Source organism: Ramlibacter sp. P4_H7 (assembly GCF_056400765.1).
On the sequence record NZ_JBFUKP010000015.1, the window covers coordinates 74872 to 91740 of the forward strand.

General features: G+C 66.7%; 12 protein-coding genes. 3 read left to right on the forward strand and 9 right to left on the reverse strand.

Annotation, left to right across the window (positions count from 1 at the left end; all coding sequences use genetic code 11):
* Positions 1–59: 59 nt before the first annotated feature.
* The 9 genes from AC1DSA_RS19080 to AC1DSA_RS19120 all read right to left on the reverse strand — a co-directional run bounded on the left by AC1DSA_RS19080 (position 60) and on the right by AC1DSA_RS19120 (position 9509).
* Complete coding sequence (locus AC1DSA_RS19080; protein ID WP_477892074.1) at positions 60–662, reverse strand: cache domain-containing protein; 603 nt, start codon at positions 660–662, stop codon at positions 60–62.
* A gap of 140 nt (positions 663–802) precedes the next feature.
* Positions 803–1249, reverse strand: coding sequence for a hypothetical protein (locus AC1DSA_RS19085; RefSeq protein WP_477892076.1), 447 nt, complete (start codon positions 1247–1249; stop codon positions 803–805).
* Positions 1250–1444: 195 nt separating this feature from the next.
* On the reverse strand, positions 1445–2857 hold the full coding sequence (locus AC1DSA_RS19090) for a methyl-accepting chemotaxis protein (RefSeq protein ID WP_477892078.1): 1413 nt from the start codon (positions 2855–2857) through the stop codon (positions 1445–1447).
* Positions 2854–3363, reverse strand: a complete 510-nt coding sequence (locus tag AC1DSA_RS19095) for a chemotaxis protein CheW (RefSeq protein ID WP_477892080.1) — start codon at positions 3361–3363, stop codon at positions 2854–2856. The genes AC1DSA_RS19090 and AC1DSA_RS19095 overlap by 4 nt, the downstream gene beginning before the upstream one ends.
* A 226-nt stretch (positions 3364–3589) precedes the next feature.
* Entirely contained in the window at positions 3590–5779 is a 2190-nt protein-coding gene (locus tag AC1DSA_RS19100; protein WP_477892081.1) for a chemotaxis protein CheA, read from the reverse strand.
* A gap of 20 nt (positions 5780–5799) precedes the next feature.
* The gene (locus AC1DSA_RS19105; RefSeq protein WP_477892083.1) at positions 5800–6162 is read right to left on the reverse strand and encodes a response regulator; all 363 of its coding nucleotides are present in this window, start codon (positions 6160–6162) and stop codon (positions 5800–5802) included.
* Positions 6163–6164: 2 nt separating this feature from the next.
* The gene (locus tag AC1DSA_RS19110) at positions 6165–7037 is read right to left on the reverse strand and encodes a response regulator (protein WP_477892084.1); all 873 of its coding nucleotides are present in this window, start codon (positions 7035–7037) and stop codon (positions 6165–6167) included.
* A gap of 1 nt (position 7038) precedes the next feature.
* Positions 7039–7890 (reverse strand): serine/threonine-protein kinase, encoded by an 852-nt coding sequence (locus tag AC1DSA_RS19115; protein ID WP_477892086.1) that lies wholly within the window; start codon positions 7888–7890, stop codon positions 7039–7041.
* Entirely contained in the window at positions 7890–9509 is a 1620-nt protein-coding gene (locus AC1DSA_RS19120; RefSeq protein WP_477892088.1) for a protein kinase domain-containing protein, read from the reverse strand. Before AC1DSA_RS19120 ends, AC1DSA_RS19115 begins: the two co-directional genes overlap by 1 nt.
* Before the next feature lie 217 nt (positions 9510–9726).
* Here AC1DSA_RS19120 and AC1DSA_RS19125 point away from each other — a divergent pair, with 217 nt between their 5' ends.
* From AC1DSA_RS19125 to AC1DSA_RS19135, 3 genes are all read left to right on the forward strand, one after another.
* Positions 9727–13206, forward strand: coding sequence for a transglutaminase family protein (locus AC1DSA_RS19125; protein ID WP_477892089.1), 3480 nt, complete (start codon positions 9727–9729; stop codon positions 13204–13206).
* A gap of 100 nt (positions 13207–13306) precedes the next feature.
* Positions 13307–15928 (forward strand): circularly permuted type 2 ATP-grasp protein, encoded by a 2622-nt coding sequence (locus tag AC1DSA_RS19130; protein ID WP_477892091.1) that lies wholly within the window; start codon positions 13307–13309, stop codon positions 15926–15928.
* 6 nt (positions 15929–15934) lie between these two features.
* Positions 15935–16846, forward strand: a complete 912-nt coding sequence (locus AC1DSA_RS19135) for a transglutaminase family protein (RefSeq protein ID WP_477892093.1) — start codon at positions 15935–15937, stop codon at positions 16844–16846.
* Positions 16847–16869: the final 23 nt, after the last annotated feature.

Consider the following 16869-nt stretch of genomic DNA (forward strand, 5'->3'; position numbering starts at 1 on the left):
ACGAGCGGCACCTCCCTGGCGCCGCTCTTGATGCGTCGGGTGCGGCTGCGCCGCGACCCTCAAAGCGGCTTGTAGACCCCGCCGCAGACAACGAGCATGTCGTCGGTGCGCTCGCAGTACATCTGCTTGGGTTCCATCTTCTTGTTCACGGGGTTCACGAAGGTGAAGTCCTGCCAGAAAGAGGTCTTGGTCTTGGCGAGCTCCATGCGCTCGCGGATGTGTTCCTTGCCGTTGCCGTCGCGCAGCTCGATCATGTTCTTGCCCACGAACTTGGCGTTTGCGCCATGCGCCAGCGCAGTGCCATCCATCTTGTAGACCGTCAGGTAGAGCTCGCGGTCGACGAACGACCCCTTCGGGTCGGTGATGTCGGCCATCGCCTTGTCACGCGGCGTGGCCTTGATATACGTAACACCCTTGCGCACCATGGCTTCGGCTTCCTTGGGCGTCACGCGCTCCGCTGCAAAAACAGAGGAGACTGCCAGCGCGGCTCCGATGGTGACGGCGGCCATCACTTTGCTTTTCATTTCACTGTTCCTTTTGCTCTCAACGATGTGCCGGACACGGGCCGGCCTCCCTGCCCGCTTGCGGGCTCCTCGACCGCCAGACAGCACGGTTTCCGAACAACTGCATTCGAGGATGCCATTGGCGGCGTTCTGTTGCAATCGTCAGTCAATGTAACAAGAGGACGGGCGCACAGTTTTGGGTGGGCAATACAGTTCGTCGGTGCTGGCGACACCCTTCGTCGGCGCAGCGTCAGTGGAACCAGGCATTGCATGTTGTGCGCAGCACACAGCGCCCACGGTCAGTTCTTCGCCACGTTCGCCAGGTCGGGAACAGCGCGCGGTTTCGCAGGCGCCGCGCGGCTCCTCGCCTTGGAAGGTGTCAGAACCGTGGGGGCGAACTCGGGCAGAGGCCGGGCCGAGGTGCCGCTGTTGCGAACCAGCATGTTCCAGTAGGCGACGTCCTGCTCGCCGGCATCCCATTGCTTGCCGAACAATACCGGCCCATAGGAATGCAGGAACAGGGCGATCCGCGCGGAGTCGACATCTCCCCGATTGGCCAGGTCGATGAACTTGCCGAACGCATGGGACATGCGGCCTGCGCGGAAAGTACGCACCGCTTCGTCGTACTCGCGCTCGGCGGGGTTGGCGGCACCCGACGGTATGCTGAACATCATCAACATTGCTGCGATCGCCGCAGCGAAGGTGCGGCGCCTCCGGGCATACCTGGTTTGCGCTTCGTCGTTCATGCGTCCCCTCCTTCTTTGTCACAAACGTTTCAAGAAGTATCAGAGACGGATGCGAAGCGGACAACACCGCCGGGCCCTGGGGCACGTCCGCCCATCGCGGGCAACAATCGAAGGTGACGGGTGGAAAGGCGAACGGCCCCGCACGCCTTCAGAGGGAAATCGCGGTGCGTAGAGGAGGAAGGGGAGCCGCTCGCGTCAGAACGCAGTCCATTCGCCCGACGCCGTGGGACGGCTCGGCTTGCGCACGGCCACGGCCGGCTGGCTCCTGGGGGACTGGAATCGAATGGGCTGCAACGGGTGAACGGGCCGTGCCGGCTGGGGGGACGAAGCTGCCGGCGTCACGCGACCCGTCGCGGACTTGGCATCGTCCTGCAGCCGGAATCTCCGCGTGAGTTCCAGCATCGCTTCCGCTTGCGCGTTCATGGCGCCGGTGGCGTCGGTGGCCTGCTCCACGAGCGAGGCATTGCGCTCCACGACGCGCTCCATCTGGGCGATCGCCGTATTGACCTGGCCGATCCCTGCGCTTTGCTCCTGGCTTGCCTGGGCGATTTCGGCGATCAGCGCACTGACCTTCTCAACGGAAAGCACCACTTCCACCATGGTGTGGCCGGCCGTGTCGACAAGGCTCGAGCCCATGTTCACCTTTTCCACAGAGGCACTGATCAAGGTCTTGATTTCCTTGGCTGCCTCCGCGCTGCGTTGCGCCAGGCTACGCACTTCCGCGGCCACCACGGCGAAGCCGCGGCCCTGCTCCCCCGCACGCGCGGCTTCCACCGCAGCATTGAGCGCGAGGATGTTCGTCTGGAAGGCAATGCCGTCGATCACGCTGATGATCTCGGTGATCTTTCGCGATGCATCCGAAATCTCATCCATCGTGTTGACCACCTGGTCCACGGCCTCGCCGCCGCGCCGGGCGACGGCGGATGCATCCAGCGCCAGCTTGCTCGCCTGCCGCGCGTTGTCGGCGTTCTGCGCCACCGTACTGGTCAGCTGCTCCATGGAGCTGGCCGTTTCCTCCAGCGTGCTCGCCTGTTCCTCGGTGCGTTGCGACAGGTCCTGGTTGCCGCTGACGATTCGGCCACTGGTCTCGGCCACCGCGTGCGCGCCTTGCACCACGCTGCCAAGCACATTGCGCAGGTTGCTCGTCATGTCCGCCAAGGCCTTCATCAATTGAGCAGCCTCGTCGGAGCCACCCGTGCGAACTCGCACGGTCAGGTCACCCGCGGCCACCCTGGTGGCGATGCGAGCAGCGACACGCACCGGCTTCACCACATGCACGGTCAGCGGATAGCAAAGCGCAAAGGCGAGCAGGAAGACCGTGCCGCTGATGGCACCCACGACGATCTGCCCCGAGCGTGTCGCGGCCTGGATGGCCTCGGCACCCGAATTCGCCAAAGCCGCATCGGCAAGCACTTGCAGTTGCCACACCCCGACGACGCCCAGCAAGGCCAGCACGCCGGCGAGCAGAAGGAACGCAGTGGTCAGTCGGGCACGGATCGTCGAGCGGCGGAAGAATCCGAGCGCGGAACGGTCGACTTCGCGCAGGTCGGCGAGCGCGGTGCCGCTCTGGTCAGCACGGGTGAGCATCTGGTCGCCCCCGGCGGTCAATGGACGGCGCCATCGACGAGCGCCATGTCGGCACCGGTCATGAGCTTCTCGATGTCCAGCAGGATGATCATTTGATCGTCCACCGTGCCGAGGCCCGTGATGTACTTCGTGTCGAACGTCGCGGAAGCGAACTCCGGCGTCGGACGGATGGCGTCCTCCGCCAGCGTGAGCACGTCGGAGACCGAATCCACCACCACGCCCACCACGCGGCCCGCGACGTTGAGGATGATCGCCACGGTGAACTCGTCGTACTTGGCCTCACTGAGCCGGAACTTGATCCGGAGGTCCAGGATGGGCACGATGACGCCGCGGAGGTTGATCACGCCCTTGATGAAAGCCGGCGCGTTGGCGATCGCCGTGGGCGCCTCGTAGCCCCGAATCTCCTGCACCTTCAGGATCTCGATGCCATAGCTTTCCGCACCCAGTCGGAAGGTCAGGAATTCGCTGTCGGAGCCATCGCTCGCGCGGTTCCCATGGGTGCTCACGGCGGTAGCGTGTGCTTGCATCTTCTTTTCTCCTCGTTTCCGAATTCCCCGGCGGTCCTTGCTGAGAATGCCAGCCGTCGAGTTCTGTTGCAATAGTTAAGCGTGGTTACACTCGGAGGCGTGTGCACTAGTGGTTTGGACGTCCCGCTCGTCCTGTAGCAAGTGCCTTTCCTTCCACATCGTCCTGTCTCGTTTTGGGTACTTCCGTTCTCCCCGCACCTGATGCGCCAGGCGCACCGTCGAGAAATCAGAACAGCATTGCGCCATCGCGGCCTGACAGTCGCACCATGTGCGCGACGTCGAGGATCAAGGCCACGGAACCATCCCCCATCACCGTGGCGCCGGACAGCCCCGGGACCTTGCGGAAATTCGTCTCCAGGCTCTTGACCACGACTTGCTGCTGGCCGACCAGTTCATCGACCAGAAGCGCAGCCTTCGAGCCATCCGTTTCGACGATCACGGCAATGCCGGCCGATTGCTCGCGCGGGTTTCGGGGAGGGAACAGGCGGGCCAGGTGCAGCACCGGCAGGTACTCTTCCCGTACACGCAGCGTGTCGCCGTGCCCGGGCAGCGTGTGCAATTCGTCGCTCGCCACGCTGAGGGACTCGACCACGCAAGCAAGCGGCAACACGTAGGTTTCACCGCCAATGGCAATGGTCATCGCCTCCATGATGGCCAGCGTCAAGGGGACGCTGACCGTCACCTTGGTGCCCTGCCCCGCCACCGAGTTCAGGTCCACCGTGCCGCTCAGGGCCTGGATGTTGCGTTTGACAACGTCCATGCCGACCCCGCGGCCCGACACGTCGGTCACCTTTTCTGCGGTGGAAAACCCGGCCTCGAAAACAAGTTGGAACACCTCGGAGTCGGGCGCGTCATCGGATAGCGCCGTGCCGCGCTGGCGGGCACGGGCGAGGATGCGCCCACGGTCCAGGCCGCGGCCGTCGTCGCCGACCTCGATGATGATGTTGCCCCCGCGCTGGCTAGCGCGCAGCGTGACCGTGCCTGCCGGGGGCTTGCCGGCGGCAATGCGCGCCTCCGGCGTTTCCAGTCCGTGGTCGATGGCATTGCGCACCAGGTGCATCAGGGGATCGGAGATCTTTTCGATCAGGCCGCGATCGAGCTCGGTAGCCTCCCCGAACATCTTCAGATCCACCCGCTTGCCAAGGCGCGCCGAGAGTTCGTGCACCACGCGCGGGAAACGCTGGAACACGTTGGAAATCGGCAGCATGCGGATGGCGAGCACCGCCTCCTGCAGGTTGCGCGTGTGGCGAGAGAGGTCCGCCAATCCGGTGTTGGTCGCGTAGCGTCCGTCGTTGCCAGCGTCGGCGAGTGCCCCCGTTCGCGCCAGCATCGCCTCGGTGATCACCAGTTCCCCCACCAGGTTCACCAGCAAGTCGATCTTCTCGGTAGAGACACGGATGAACGTCGCCTCATGGGACGCTGGCAGCAATGGGTCGTGCACATCCGCCGCCATCGCCGTGGAAGTCGCCGCAGGGGCCATCGCTGCCGCGCGCGGCGCACGGTCCTTCTTGAACTGCTCGGGCGTGACGAAGAGGTCCACGAGCGAGTCCGCCTCCGCTGCCGACGCTTCCATCACCGTTGGCCGCGGCTCCGCGGTCACGCTCCGCATCTTGCGGAACTCCGCCGGGTCGACGAAGAACTCATCCAACTCGTTGGCTGCGGAGACCGGAACGGCGGCTTGAGGTTCCGGTGCCGGCTCCATCTTCACCGGAGCTGGCTCGGACTCCGCCGCGGCCACGACTCCCAGGGTCTCGATGGAGATCAGCTCCGGCGCAACGACCAGCGACAGCACACTTTGGAGATCGGCGGCCGCGCCTTGCAGCAGCAAGTCGAAAGCCACGCCGCCGCCGATGGTGTTGTCCACGACGGTGTCGCCTACGGTGCCCATCTCGGAGAGACCCGTCAGCATCATGTCCAGTTCGATCTCGTCGATCGGTTCGGACAGTGGGCCGAGCTTGACACGAAAGCTTCGGCTCACTGGGCCCGCCTGGCCGTTCACTGCATCTGAAGACGGCTGCGCTACGCGTTCGCGGAGCATGGCCTCCACGCCCTCGGACTTGGGCGCCTCGGCCACGGTGCCACGACGATGCAGCACCTGGAGCCGCAACACGTCGCCCGCCTTAAGCATCGCATTCACGTCCTCGCCGTTGATGGGACGTTCTCCCTTTCGAAGCAGGTCCAACAGGTTTTCCTGGAGGTGTGTGAGTGCGGCGATCTCCGTGCATCCCAGCATCGCCGCACTGCCCTTGATGGAGTGCACCGCCCGGAAGATCGCGTTGAGATCGTCGGGGTGTGGCGCGTCCGTGTCCATGCGCAGCAGGATGGCCTCGACGTTGGCCAGGTGCTCTTGGGCTTCCTCGAAGAAGATGGTGCGAAACGCAACCGGATCGCCGAAGGCATTGGCGGGCTGGAACATGGTGCCTCCCGAAGTTGCCGTCAGATGAATTTGCCGACGATGTCCAGCATGCGCTGGGGATCGAAGGGCTTGGCCATCCAGCCCGTGGCACCGGCCTCGCGGCCTTTCTGCTTCAGCTCGGGGCTGGCTTCCGTGGACAGCACGATCAGCGCCACCGGGTCGTAATTGGGCAGTGTGCGCAGTTCCCGCACCAAGGTAACGCCGTCCATGCGAGGCATGTTGTGGTCCGTCACCACGAGGTCGAATACGCGGTTGCGAGCGAGTTCGAGGGCCTCGACGCCGTCACCCGCCTCCGCGACCTCATAGCCCGCGCCCTGGAGCACCGCGGCGACCATGGCGCGCATCGAGCGCGTGTCGTCGACGACCAGAATTGATTTGCTCATTCTTACTTGCTCCGGGATTTCTCGCGCTTGCGGCTGGAAGGAAGGAACTGGGCGATCACCTCCAGGAGGCGGTCTTCGTCCAGCGGCTTCGTCAGGTATTCGTCGCAACCTGCGAGGGAACCCCGCAGCTTGTCGAACGGCGAGCTGCGGCTGGTGAGCATCACGACCGCGGTCTTCTTCATCGCGTGCTTGTTCGCCTTGATCAGCTTGCACACCTGGTACCCGTCGATTCCGGGAAGCACCACGTCCAGGAACACGCAGGTGTACTCGCGCGCTCCGGTCAATCCCACGGCCTCCTCGCCCGTTTCGGCGAAATCGACCTCGAAATTGAACGGGGCGAGCTTGGCCTTCATGAACATGCGCACCGACGCGTTGTCATCCACCACGAGGACCGTGTCCCCGCGTGCACGTTTCATGGCCGCAGCGTCGTCCAGCGCCGGGGGGGTCGCACCTCCCGGATGCGAACGGCCGGCCGCGCTGGCCGACAGTGTCTTGCCCAGCGGAAGCGTTCCCTCGTCCTCCTGCCGGGCCTTGCGCGTGCCGGCGGCACTCACCGTCTGTTCCAACGCCTGCAGCAGGCGGGCCCACTGCAAGGGCCGCGGCAGCACCGGGAAGCCCATGCTGTCGCCGCCCGATCCCACGATCACGGCCGGCAGGTTGGCGCGCTTGGACAGCGTGCGGAACTCGTTCATCGCCTCGGCGTTCTCGGCATCCACGAGGTAGATGTCCGCGGATCCGCTGACGGTCGAAGCAGGGTCGTACTGCACGAAGCCAGGATCGCGCCGGGCGGCCAGCGCAAAGATGCTGGCAAGCATCGAGCGCTCCACCGGGTTGAAGCCGATCACGTCGACCAGGTATTGTTCATTCAGAGTCACGTCAGAACCTCTGGCCGATCAGGCCGAGAACGGCGTCCGCATGGGGAAGCCGGCATTGCACCTCTTTGCAAAGCATGCGATCCAGCAGTGGCTGCAGGTCCGCCAAGACGGCGGGCAGCGGGGCGGGCGTGGCGAGCAGCTTCTGGGAACAGATTTCCATCAGCGTCTCACCGGGGAATGGCGGCCTGCTGCACAGCATCTCGTACAGCATGACCCCCAGCGAATAGACATCCGCCGCCGGTGTGGCGGGCGCGCCCTGCAGCTGCTCGGGCGCGACGTAGTGCGGTGTGCCCACGATGGCCCCTTCGCAGGCCGCTGGGTCCACCGTGCCGGCATCGATGGCGAGCCCGAAATCCGCCAGCACCAGCGACCCATCTTCCCGCAGCAGGAAGTTGGCAGGCTTCACGTCGCGATGCACCAGGTGCTGGCGGTGCAACTGGGCGAGCGCTTCGACCGCCTGGGTGAACAGCCGCAGCGCGTCCGTCCGCTCGAGCGGAGTGCGCATGCGCCGTGCCAGATCTCCGCCCGGCACGTGCTCCATCGAGACGAAGGACCATTGCGCCGTCCGCCCATGTCCGTGCACGCGCACCAATCGAGGGCTTTGCACACGGGCAGCGACGACGCAGTCGCGCTGCAGCGAACCGCCGGATGCCGCTTCGAGCTTGAGCACCACGTCGGACTTGCGGTTGAGATCCCATGCGAGCCAGGTGGTCGTGCGGCGCCCCTTGCCGATCTGGCGCAGCACGCGATAGCCAGGCACCCGCGGCGGCGCATCGATCGAGATCGCATCATGACCGTCCGCACGCGGAGCGCGCCAGGCAAGCGAAGCGGGCATGGAAAAGGACGATTCCATCAGAACCCCAGCTGGACCAGGTCGTCGAGCAGCGTCTTGGCGGACGGATAGCGTTGCTCCCGGTCCTTGGCCATCATGCTTTCCATGACGGACTGCAGCTGCGCGTACTCCGGCGGCAGCAAGGGCACCGGGTCCTGGACGTGCATCCGCAGCAGCTCCTGGGCCGAGCTCGCGTGATAGGGCTTGCGGCCGGTCAGCAACTCGAACGCCAGCACGCCGAGGCTGTAGATGTCGCAGCGCGCGTCCACCGGCTGGCCGAGAGCCTGTTCGGGGCTCAGGTAATAGGGCGTTCCGACGATGTCGCCATCGCCGGTGTCGGTGATCTTCATCTCCGTCTGCTTGGCCACGCCGAAATCAGCCAGGGCGAGGCTTCCGTCCTGGCGGAACATCAGGTTGTCCGGCTTCAGGTCGCGATGGACGATGCCTACTTCGTGGATCGCCGCAAGGCCCGCCGCCGTTTGCTTGATGTACGAGATCGCCATCTCCTGAGAGATGGCTCCGGCCTTCATGCGTGCGCGCAGGTCGCCTTGCGGGAAGTACTCCATCGAAATGTAGGCGTGCGCCAGCGAAAAGTCCTGCCGGAAGATTCGCGCGACGTTCGGGTGCTTGATCTGCGCGAGCAGCGCGTACTCCTGGATGAAACGCTGCAGGCCATCGGCCTCGACGGCCTTGTCCAGCTGCATCACCTTCAACACCTGCGGGGGACCGCCTTCCGCCGCCTGCGCCAGGAAGATGGAGGCCATCCCGCCCTCCCCGATCTTGCGCAGCACGCGGTAGCCCTCGATCAGCAGCTGGGCGCCCGAGAGCGGAGCGGCATTCACCGCCGGAGCGGACGCGGCGCGCTTGCGGGCCTGCACGTTGGTGACCAGCGACTCGCGCAGCATGTCGAATACGCGCTGGGGGGTGTTCGACCCCTTGCGCGGGACGAGGCCCGTGATTTCGGTGATGTCGATGAAGCTGTTGTCGGGCAGGCCCACCGAACCGATACGGCCTCCGTCGGCGCGGCCGGCCGACGCAAGTCGCGTCCCGGCAGATGTGGCGATGCTCCAGTTCAGGTCCATCGCAGTGACCTCGAGCAGGCGCGCCACCTCGACCGCGTCGCCAGCGGCATGCACCTTTGTGTTGCCTCCGCTGCTGCGTCGCGACAACTCCGCCGCACCGAGGTGCACGCCGGCCGCCAGCGTGAGCATGGGCAGGTGCGCAAGGTGCGGCTTTCCGGCGACCACCTGCGCGAGTTGCACGGCGTCATGAACGGCCAGGATGGCCGCGTGCAAGCCGCGTTGCGCGTGGTTGGGTCTCTTGTCGTCGGGGTTGTTGCAGAAGACGGCGAGGATGGAATCGGGTCTCCGCTGCGCGACCTCGCCGCCGAGCTTCATCACGGGCTCGGTGAGCAGGCGGCGGACCTCGTTGACGAAGGAAGCCGCTTCTTCCGGCTCCAGCGCATTGCACAGCGCCGAAAAGTTATGCAGGCGGGCATAGAGGAAGGTGGCGACGCTCTGGCCATCGACGACGCTCGCATCGCCCAGGGTGGAACTCAGTTGCGCAGACGATGCGAAGTCGGCCATCCGCTGCGCAGGCGGCGCTTCGGCGGGAGAGCGGGCTTCCAAGGGTTGTCGCATTTGGTTACATGCTACCGGCATCTACATTTGGTCACAAGAATTCGCCTGCGACTTTGTCACTTGATTGCGACGCCTGAAGCGGCACTTCTCGTCGGTTGAGGCGCACTGTTACAGACGCAGGGACCGACGGCATCGGCCAGCCGCCGACCGGTCCGGGGGGCCGACCGGCGGGTCCAGGGTGTAACCGCTGGCCCACTCGTTGCTACGATGACCTCTTATGTCCATTCATGCCGCGCTGAACCACGTCACGCATTACAAGTACGACCGCCCGGTCAACCTCGGTCCCCAGGTGGTGCGGCTGCGACCTGCCCCCCACTGCCGCAGCAAGGTCATCTCGTACTCTCTGCGCATCGAGCCGGCGACCCACTTCATCAACTGGCAGCAGGACCCGTTCTCCAACTTCCAGGCCCGCCTCGTCTTCCCGGAGAAGACCACCGAATTCAAGGTGACGGTGGACCTGGTTGTGGAGATGGCGGTCTACAACCCGTTCGATTTCTTCCTGGAACCGAGCGCCGAGAAGTTCCCGTTCCACTACGAAACCGAGCTCGCCGAAGAACTCCTCCCCTACCTGCACTGCGAGCCCATGACGCCCCTGGTGCAGGCGTACCTGGAAAAAGTCGATCGGCGGTCCCGCCCGACGATCGACTTCCTGGTCGCCTTGAACCAGCAGGTGCAGGGCGACGTGAAGTACCTGATCCGCATGGAGCCGGGCGTGCAGACGCCAGAGGAGACGTTGCGACTGGCGAGTGGCTCCTGCCGGGACTCCGGCTGGCTGCTGGTCCAGCTGTTGCGGCGGCTGGGCCTCGCGGCACGTTTCGTCTCCGGTTACCTGATCCAGCTGAAGTCCGACGTCAAGGCGCTGGATGGCCCGAGCGGCACCGAAGTGGACTTCACCGACCTGCACGCCTGGTGCGAGGTCTACCTTCCCGGGGCTGGCTGGGTCGGGCTCGATCCCACCTCCGGCCTGCTCGCCGGCGAAGGTCACATTCCCCTCGCCTGCACGCCCCAGCCCTCGGGCGCAGCGCCCATCGAAGGGCTGATGGACGAGGCGGAGGTGGAGTTCGGCCACCACATGCAGGTCACGCGCATTCACGAATCGCCGCGCGTGACGAAGCCCTACACCGAAGAGCAATGGCAGGACGTGCTGGCGTTGGGAGCGGCCGTCGACCGCGACCTGCAAGCGGGTGACGTCCGGCTCACGATGGGCGGCGAGCCGACCTTTGTCGCCGTGGGAGACCGGGACGCGGCCGAATGGAACACCGACGCACTGGGTCCGACCAAGCGGGGCTTCGCAACCGAACTCGTCCACAAGCTCCGCGCGGAATACGGTCACGGCGGCTTCCTGCACTTCGGCCAAGGCAAGTGGTATCCCGGCGAGCAGTTGCCGCGATGGGCCTTGTCCATCTGCTGGCGCGCCGACGGCCTCCCATGCTGGAGCAATCCGGCGCTGTTTGCCGATGAGAGGGTGCCGGTCCGCTACACCACGGACGATGCGGAGCGCTTCATTCGCAAGGTGGTGCGCCGCCTGGGGCTCACGGACAAGCACATCGAGGCGGGCTACGAGGACGTGTTCTACTACCTGTGGCGGGAGCGCCGGCTGCCCGTCAACGTGGATCCGTTCGATTCGCGGCTGGACGACGAACTGGAACGGTCGCGCCTGCTGCGCGTGTTCTCGCAGAAGCTGGACACCGTCGTGGGTTATGCGGTGCCGCTGCAGGCGCGTGAGAGCGGAGCGCAGCTTGCGGGGCCCGTTTGGCAGACCGGGCCCTGGTTCCTGCGCGACGAGCGCATGTACCTGATGCCAGGCGACTCGCCCATGGGCTACCGGCTGCCCCTCGATTCGCTGCCGTGGGTGAGCCAGGGCGACTACCCGCACCAGATTCCGCGCGATCCGTTCGATCAGCAACCGCCCCTGCGCGGGGACACGCCGCTGCGTGCGCAGTTCCCGCCGGGACATCCCCGCTTCGCCGAAGGCGGCATGGTCGCCGGCGATGCGCCGCCCGCCAGGCAGCCCATCGAAGGCGCCGGGCTCGCCAACCTGCGCGGCGAAGCCGAGCCCTCGCACGCCAGCATGGTGGACACGCGCGCGCCCGCGCGGCACGAGTCGGCCCACTGGATCACCCGCACCGCGCTGTGCGTCGAAGTGCGCGATCCGCAGCGCGCCAACGGTCCGAAAGCCGAGCGCGAACATGGCGGCAAGAGCGGCATGCTGTACGTGTTCATGCCGCCCCTGGCGCGACTCGAGGACTACCTCGAACTGCTGACAGCCATCGAGGCGACGGCAGAGGAGTTGGGAGTGCGGATCGTGCTGGAGGGCTATCCGCCGCCACGCGATCCACGCCTGAAGACGCTGGCGGTCACGCCCGATCCCGGCGTCATCGAGGTCAACATCCACCCCGCGCACCACTGGGACGAGCTGGTGCAGAACACCGAATTCCTCTACCAGGCGGCCTTCGAGTGCCGGCTCTCGGCAGAGAAGTTCATGACCGACGGCCGCCACACGGGCACCGGGGGCGGCAACCACTTCGTGATGGGCGGCGCCACGCCCGCGGACTCGCCTTTCCTCCGCAGGCCGGAGCTGCTGGCCAGCCTGCTGCTGTACTGGCACAACCATCCGAGCCTCAGCTACCTGTTCAGCGGGCTGTTCATCGGTCCCACCAGCCAAGCCCCGCGCGTGGACGAAGCACGCAACGACCAGTTGTACGAACTGGAGATCGCGCTGCGCGAGATCGAACGCAACCGGCAGGTGTACGGCGAAGCCATGCCACCCTGGACCGTCGACCGGACGTTGCGCAACATCCTGATCGATGTCACCGGCAACACGCACCGCGCGGAGTTCAGCATCGACAAGCTGTACTCGCCGGACTCGGCCACCGGCCGCCTCGGCCTGCTGGAATTGCGCGGCTTCGAGATGCCGCCGCACGCGCGCATGAGCGTGGTGCAGCAATTGCTGATTCGCGCGCTGGTCTCCCGCTTCTGGCGCGAGCCGTACCGCGCGCCGGTCACGCGCTGGGGAACGGAACTGCACGACCGGTGGATGCTGCCCACCTTCATCTGGATGGACCTGCAGGACGTGCTGGCCGAGATGAAGCAGGCCGGCTTCGCCTTCGACGCAGCTTGGTTCGCACCGCACTTCGAATTCCGATTCCCCGTGGCGGGGGACCTCCACGCCCTGGGGATGGAGGTGACGCTGCGCTCCGCGCTGGAGCCCTGGCACGTCATGGGGGAGGAAGGCTCCGCCGGCGGCACCGTGCGCTATGTCGACTCGTCGCTGGAGCGCATGGAGGTGAAGGTCACGGGACTCAACGAGAGCCGCCATGTGGTCACCGTCAATGGCCGTGCCCTCCCCTTGCAGTCCACCGGCACCGTCGGGGAATTCGTCGCCGGCGTGCGCTACCGTGCCTGGGAGATCCCTTCGTCCCTGCACCCCACCGTGGGCGCGCATGCGCCGTTGACCTTCGACATCGTCGACACCTGGATGAACCACTCCATCGCGGGGTGCCAGTACCACGTCGCACACCCGGGCGGGCGCAACTACGTAACCTTCCCGGTGAACGCGTTCGAGGCCGAGAGCCGCCGGCTCTCGCGCTTCTTCCGCATGGGTCACACGCCGGGGCGGCTGCACGTGCCGCCCGCAACCATCAACGTGCCGGGCAGCCGCGAATTCCCGTTCACGCTCGACCTCCGGAAGTCCTGAAGCCGCGGACCACGCCTGCACATGAACTCGGCGCTCGCGTGTGGGGAGCGCAACATGCGGCGTGGCACGGCACGGGCGCGAATGGGACAATGGCCGGCACGTGGACTCCAACATCGATTCGCTGTTCGGCGCGGAGGCCGAGGAAACACCCGCTGCGCTGGCCGCGGCGTTGGCTCCGCCTGCCGCCGCGGGCCACTTCGATGAGCTGCGCGGCGGCGTTTCGACGCCGTCGGACGACGAGGACCGCGAGGAAGAAGTCGTCGTAGGGCCGCACGCACTGCCGACCGCCCCTTGGGCATCCTTCTTCGAGAACCTGGGGCGCGAGGGTTTTGCCGACCTGAATCGCCGCACCGCCGACCTGGAGCGCCAGGTGCGCGGCAACGGCATCACCTACAACGTGTATGCCGACAAGGGCGGGCCGCAGCGGCCCTGGTCGCTCGACCTGTTCCCGCTGATCATCCCGCCCGACTCCTGGCAGCAGATCGAAGCCGGCGTGCTCCAGCGCGTGCGGCTGCTCGAGCGCATCCTCGACGACGTCTACGGCCCGCAGCAGTTGCTGGCGGCCAACCTGCTGCCGCCGGCGCTGGTGCAAGGCAACCCCGGGTACCTGCGCGCGATGCACGGCGTGAAGCCGGCGGGGGGGCGGCGCCTGCACATCGCCGCTTTCGATCTCGCGCGCGATGCCTCCGGCGCGTGGTGGGTCATGACCCAGCGAACCCAGGCGCCTTCCGGTCTCGGCTACCTGCTCGAAAACCGGCTCATCATCTCCCGGCTGTTCCCCGAGGCCTTCCGCAACCTGAAGGTGCAGCGGCTGGCGGCGACCTACCGCGCGCTGCTGGAAAGCCTGACCGCCATGTGCCCCGCCGACGGCGGCGAACCGCGCATCGTCCTGCTCACGCCCGGCCCGTACAACGAGACCTACTTCGAACATGCGTATCTCGCCCGCTACCTCGGCCTGACCCTGGTGGAGGGCAGCGACCTCACCGTGCGCGACGAGCGCCTGTACCTGAAGACGCTCACCGGCCTGCAGCCCGTGCATGGCGTGCTCAAGCGCTTGGACGACGAATTCCTGGATCCACTGGAGTTGCGCGCCGACTCGCACCTGGGCGTGCCCGGCCTGCTGCAGGCGATCCGTGCGGGGAACGTGCTGGTGGCCAACAGTCCTGGCTCGGGATTCCTGGAATCGACGGCGCTGATCGGCTTCCTGCCGGCGCTCAGCCGCAAGTTGCTGGGCGAGGAGCTGCGCCTGCCCGCGCTGCCCACCTGGTGGTGCGGTGAGCGCGCCGCCATGCTCGCCGTGCTGCCCCAGCTCGCCAGCAGCGTGGTCAAGTCCACTTTCGCCGGCGGCGTGCCGGGCGCCGTGTTGGGTCGCAACCTGTCGCGGCGCCAGCTGGACGAATGGGCGGGCCGAATCATGCGGGAGCCGGAGCGGCACACCGTGCAGGCCTACGTGCCTCTTTCGCAGATGCCGACATGGAAGGCCGGCCGCGGCGGCGAACGCATCCTTCCGCGCTCGCTGCTGCTGCGGGTGTTCGCGGTTTCCGATGGCGCCCAGGGATGGCGCGTGCTGCCGGGCGGCCTCACCCGGATCGCCTCGAACGAGCTGGAGATCACCTCGATGCAGCGCGGCGGAAGCAGCGCCGATACCTGGGTGCTCACCGAGGGCGAGGTGGATCGCACCAGCCTGCTGCACCACGAGCATCCGTCGGTGGACACGCCGCACCGCACCCACAGCGTCACCAGCCGCGCGGCCGAGAACCTGTTCTGGCTGGGCCGCTATACCGAGCGCACGGAGAACACGGCCCGCCTTGCGCGGCTCGCCATCGAGAGCCTCAATGGCGAGGACCAGTCGTCACAACCCCTGATGGCCTGGCTCAGCGAACTCGCGGTGGCCAACGGGCTCGTGCTGACGGCAGTGCCGGCTGCCACGCACGCCCGCCGGGTCTTCGAGCGCTCCCTCGTCGCTTCGCTGGGCGACAGCAAGAAGGCCACCAGCGTCGGCTATAACCTCTGCGCGCTGCGAGGATCCGCGGCCGCCGTGCGCGAGCGGCTCTCGCAGGAGCAATGGAACCTGATCGTGCGCGCGGAGCAGGAGTTCCGCCTCGGCTGTGCGTCCTGCGTCAGCGAAGGGGAGTATTCCTCGGTCGAAGCTCTGCGGGTGCTGGAGACGCTGTCCGAGCACACCGCAGCCATGACCGGTGCGCAGACCGACCGCATGACGCGGGACGACGGCTGGCGGCTGCTGTCCACCGGCCGCCACCTGGAGCGCCTCGGCTTCCTCGCCCAGGCGCTGGCCTATGCCTTCAGCTCCGGCGCCGTGCACGATGAAGGCGGCTTCGAGGCCGTGGTGGCGCTGTTCGACAGCACGATCACGTTCCACGCCCAGTACCAGCAGCGCCACGACATCCACGCGCTGGTGGACCTGCTGGTGCTGGACCGCGACAACCCGCGTTCGTTGGGCTGGGTGGCGCAGACCCTGCGCGGACGGCTTGCCAAGCTCGCGGGTTCCGCGCCCGGCACCCTGGCCGCGATTTCCATGACGGTGCCGGACCCGCAGCGGTGGAACCTGGAGTACCTGTGCCAGCGGGACGTCCAGGGACGGCACGCTGCGCTGATGGACCTGCTGCAGCTGTGCGTCGACGCCTCGTTCCGCCTTTCCGACGAACTCACGGCGCGCTATTTTGCGCATTCGGACGACAGTCGCCACAGCGTCGGCGCCTGAACCACCATGCTGCTGCACGTCCTGCACGAGACCGCGTACGACTACGTGCCCGTGGTGCGCACCGCGCAGCACATGGCCCACCTCAAGCCGGCCAGCACCAGCGGCCAGCAGTTGCTGTCGCACCGGCTGAAGGTGGAGCCAGCACCCGCCCGGCAGACCGAGGCCGTGGACGTGTACGGCAACACGCGGTGCTTCTTCAGCCTGCAGGCGTCGCACGACAAGCTGCGCATCCGCGCGGAGAGCCTGGTGTCCACCGCTGCCTCGGAGCTGCCGGATTCCAGCTTGTCCTGGGAGGAGGTCGCGGAGCGCATGCGCTACCACCGCGAGGCGCGCTACGACCCCGCCAGCGAGTTCGTGTTTGCCTCGCCGTACGTGCCGCGCGACCTGGCGTTTGCGAGCTATGCGCAGCCCAGCTTCGACCAGGAACGTCCGTTGCTGGAAGCGGCCCGCGACCTGATGCACCGCGTGCACGAGGACTTCGAATATGCGACCACGGCCACGGACGTGAACACCCCCGCGCTGGAGGCGCTGAGCCTGCGCAAGGGGGTGTGCCAGGATCTCGCGCACGTGATGCTGGGGTGCCTGCGCAGCCTCGGCCTGCCCGCACGCTACGTGAGCGGCTACCTGCTCACGGAGCCGGCAGCGGGCCGGCCGCGGCTGGTGGGCACCGACGCCTCGCATGCCTGGGTGGCGCTCTATCTGCCGGCGGCAGACGGCCCCGGCACTTGGCTGGAACTCGACCCCACCAACGACCGGTTGGCCGGCGAGGACTACGTGCGGCTCGCGACCGGTCGCGACTATTCGGACGTGTCGCCCGTGCGCGGCGTGATCCATGGCGGCGCCAACCATTCGCTGCGCGTTGCGGTCACGGTGACGCCTGCGGGCGGGCCGGGCCCCGAGCCGCAGCCGGCTTCCTAGAATGGGGCCTTTGCAGGAGCGCC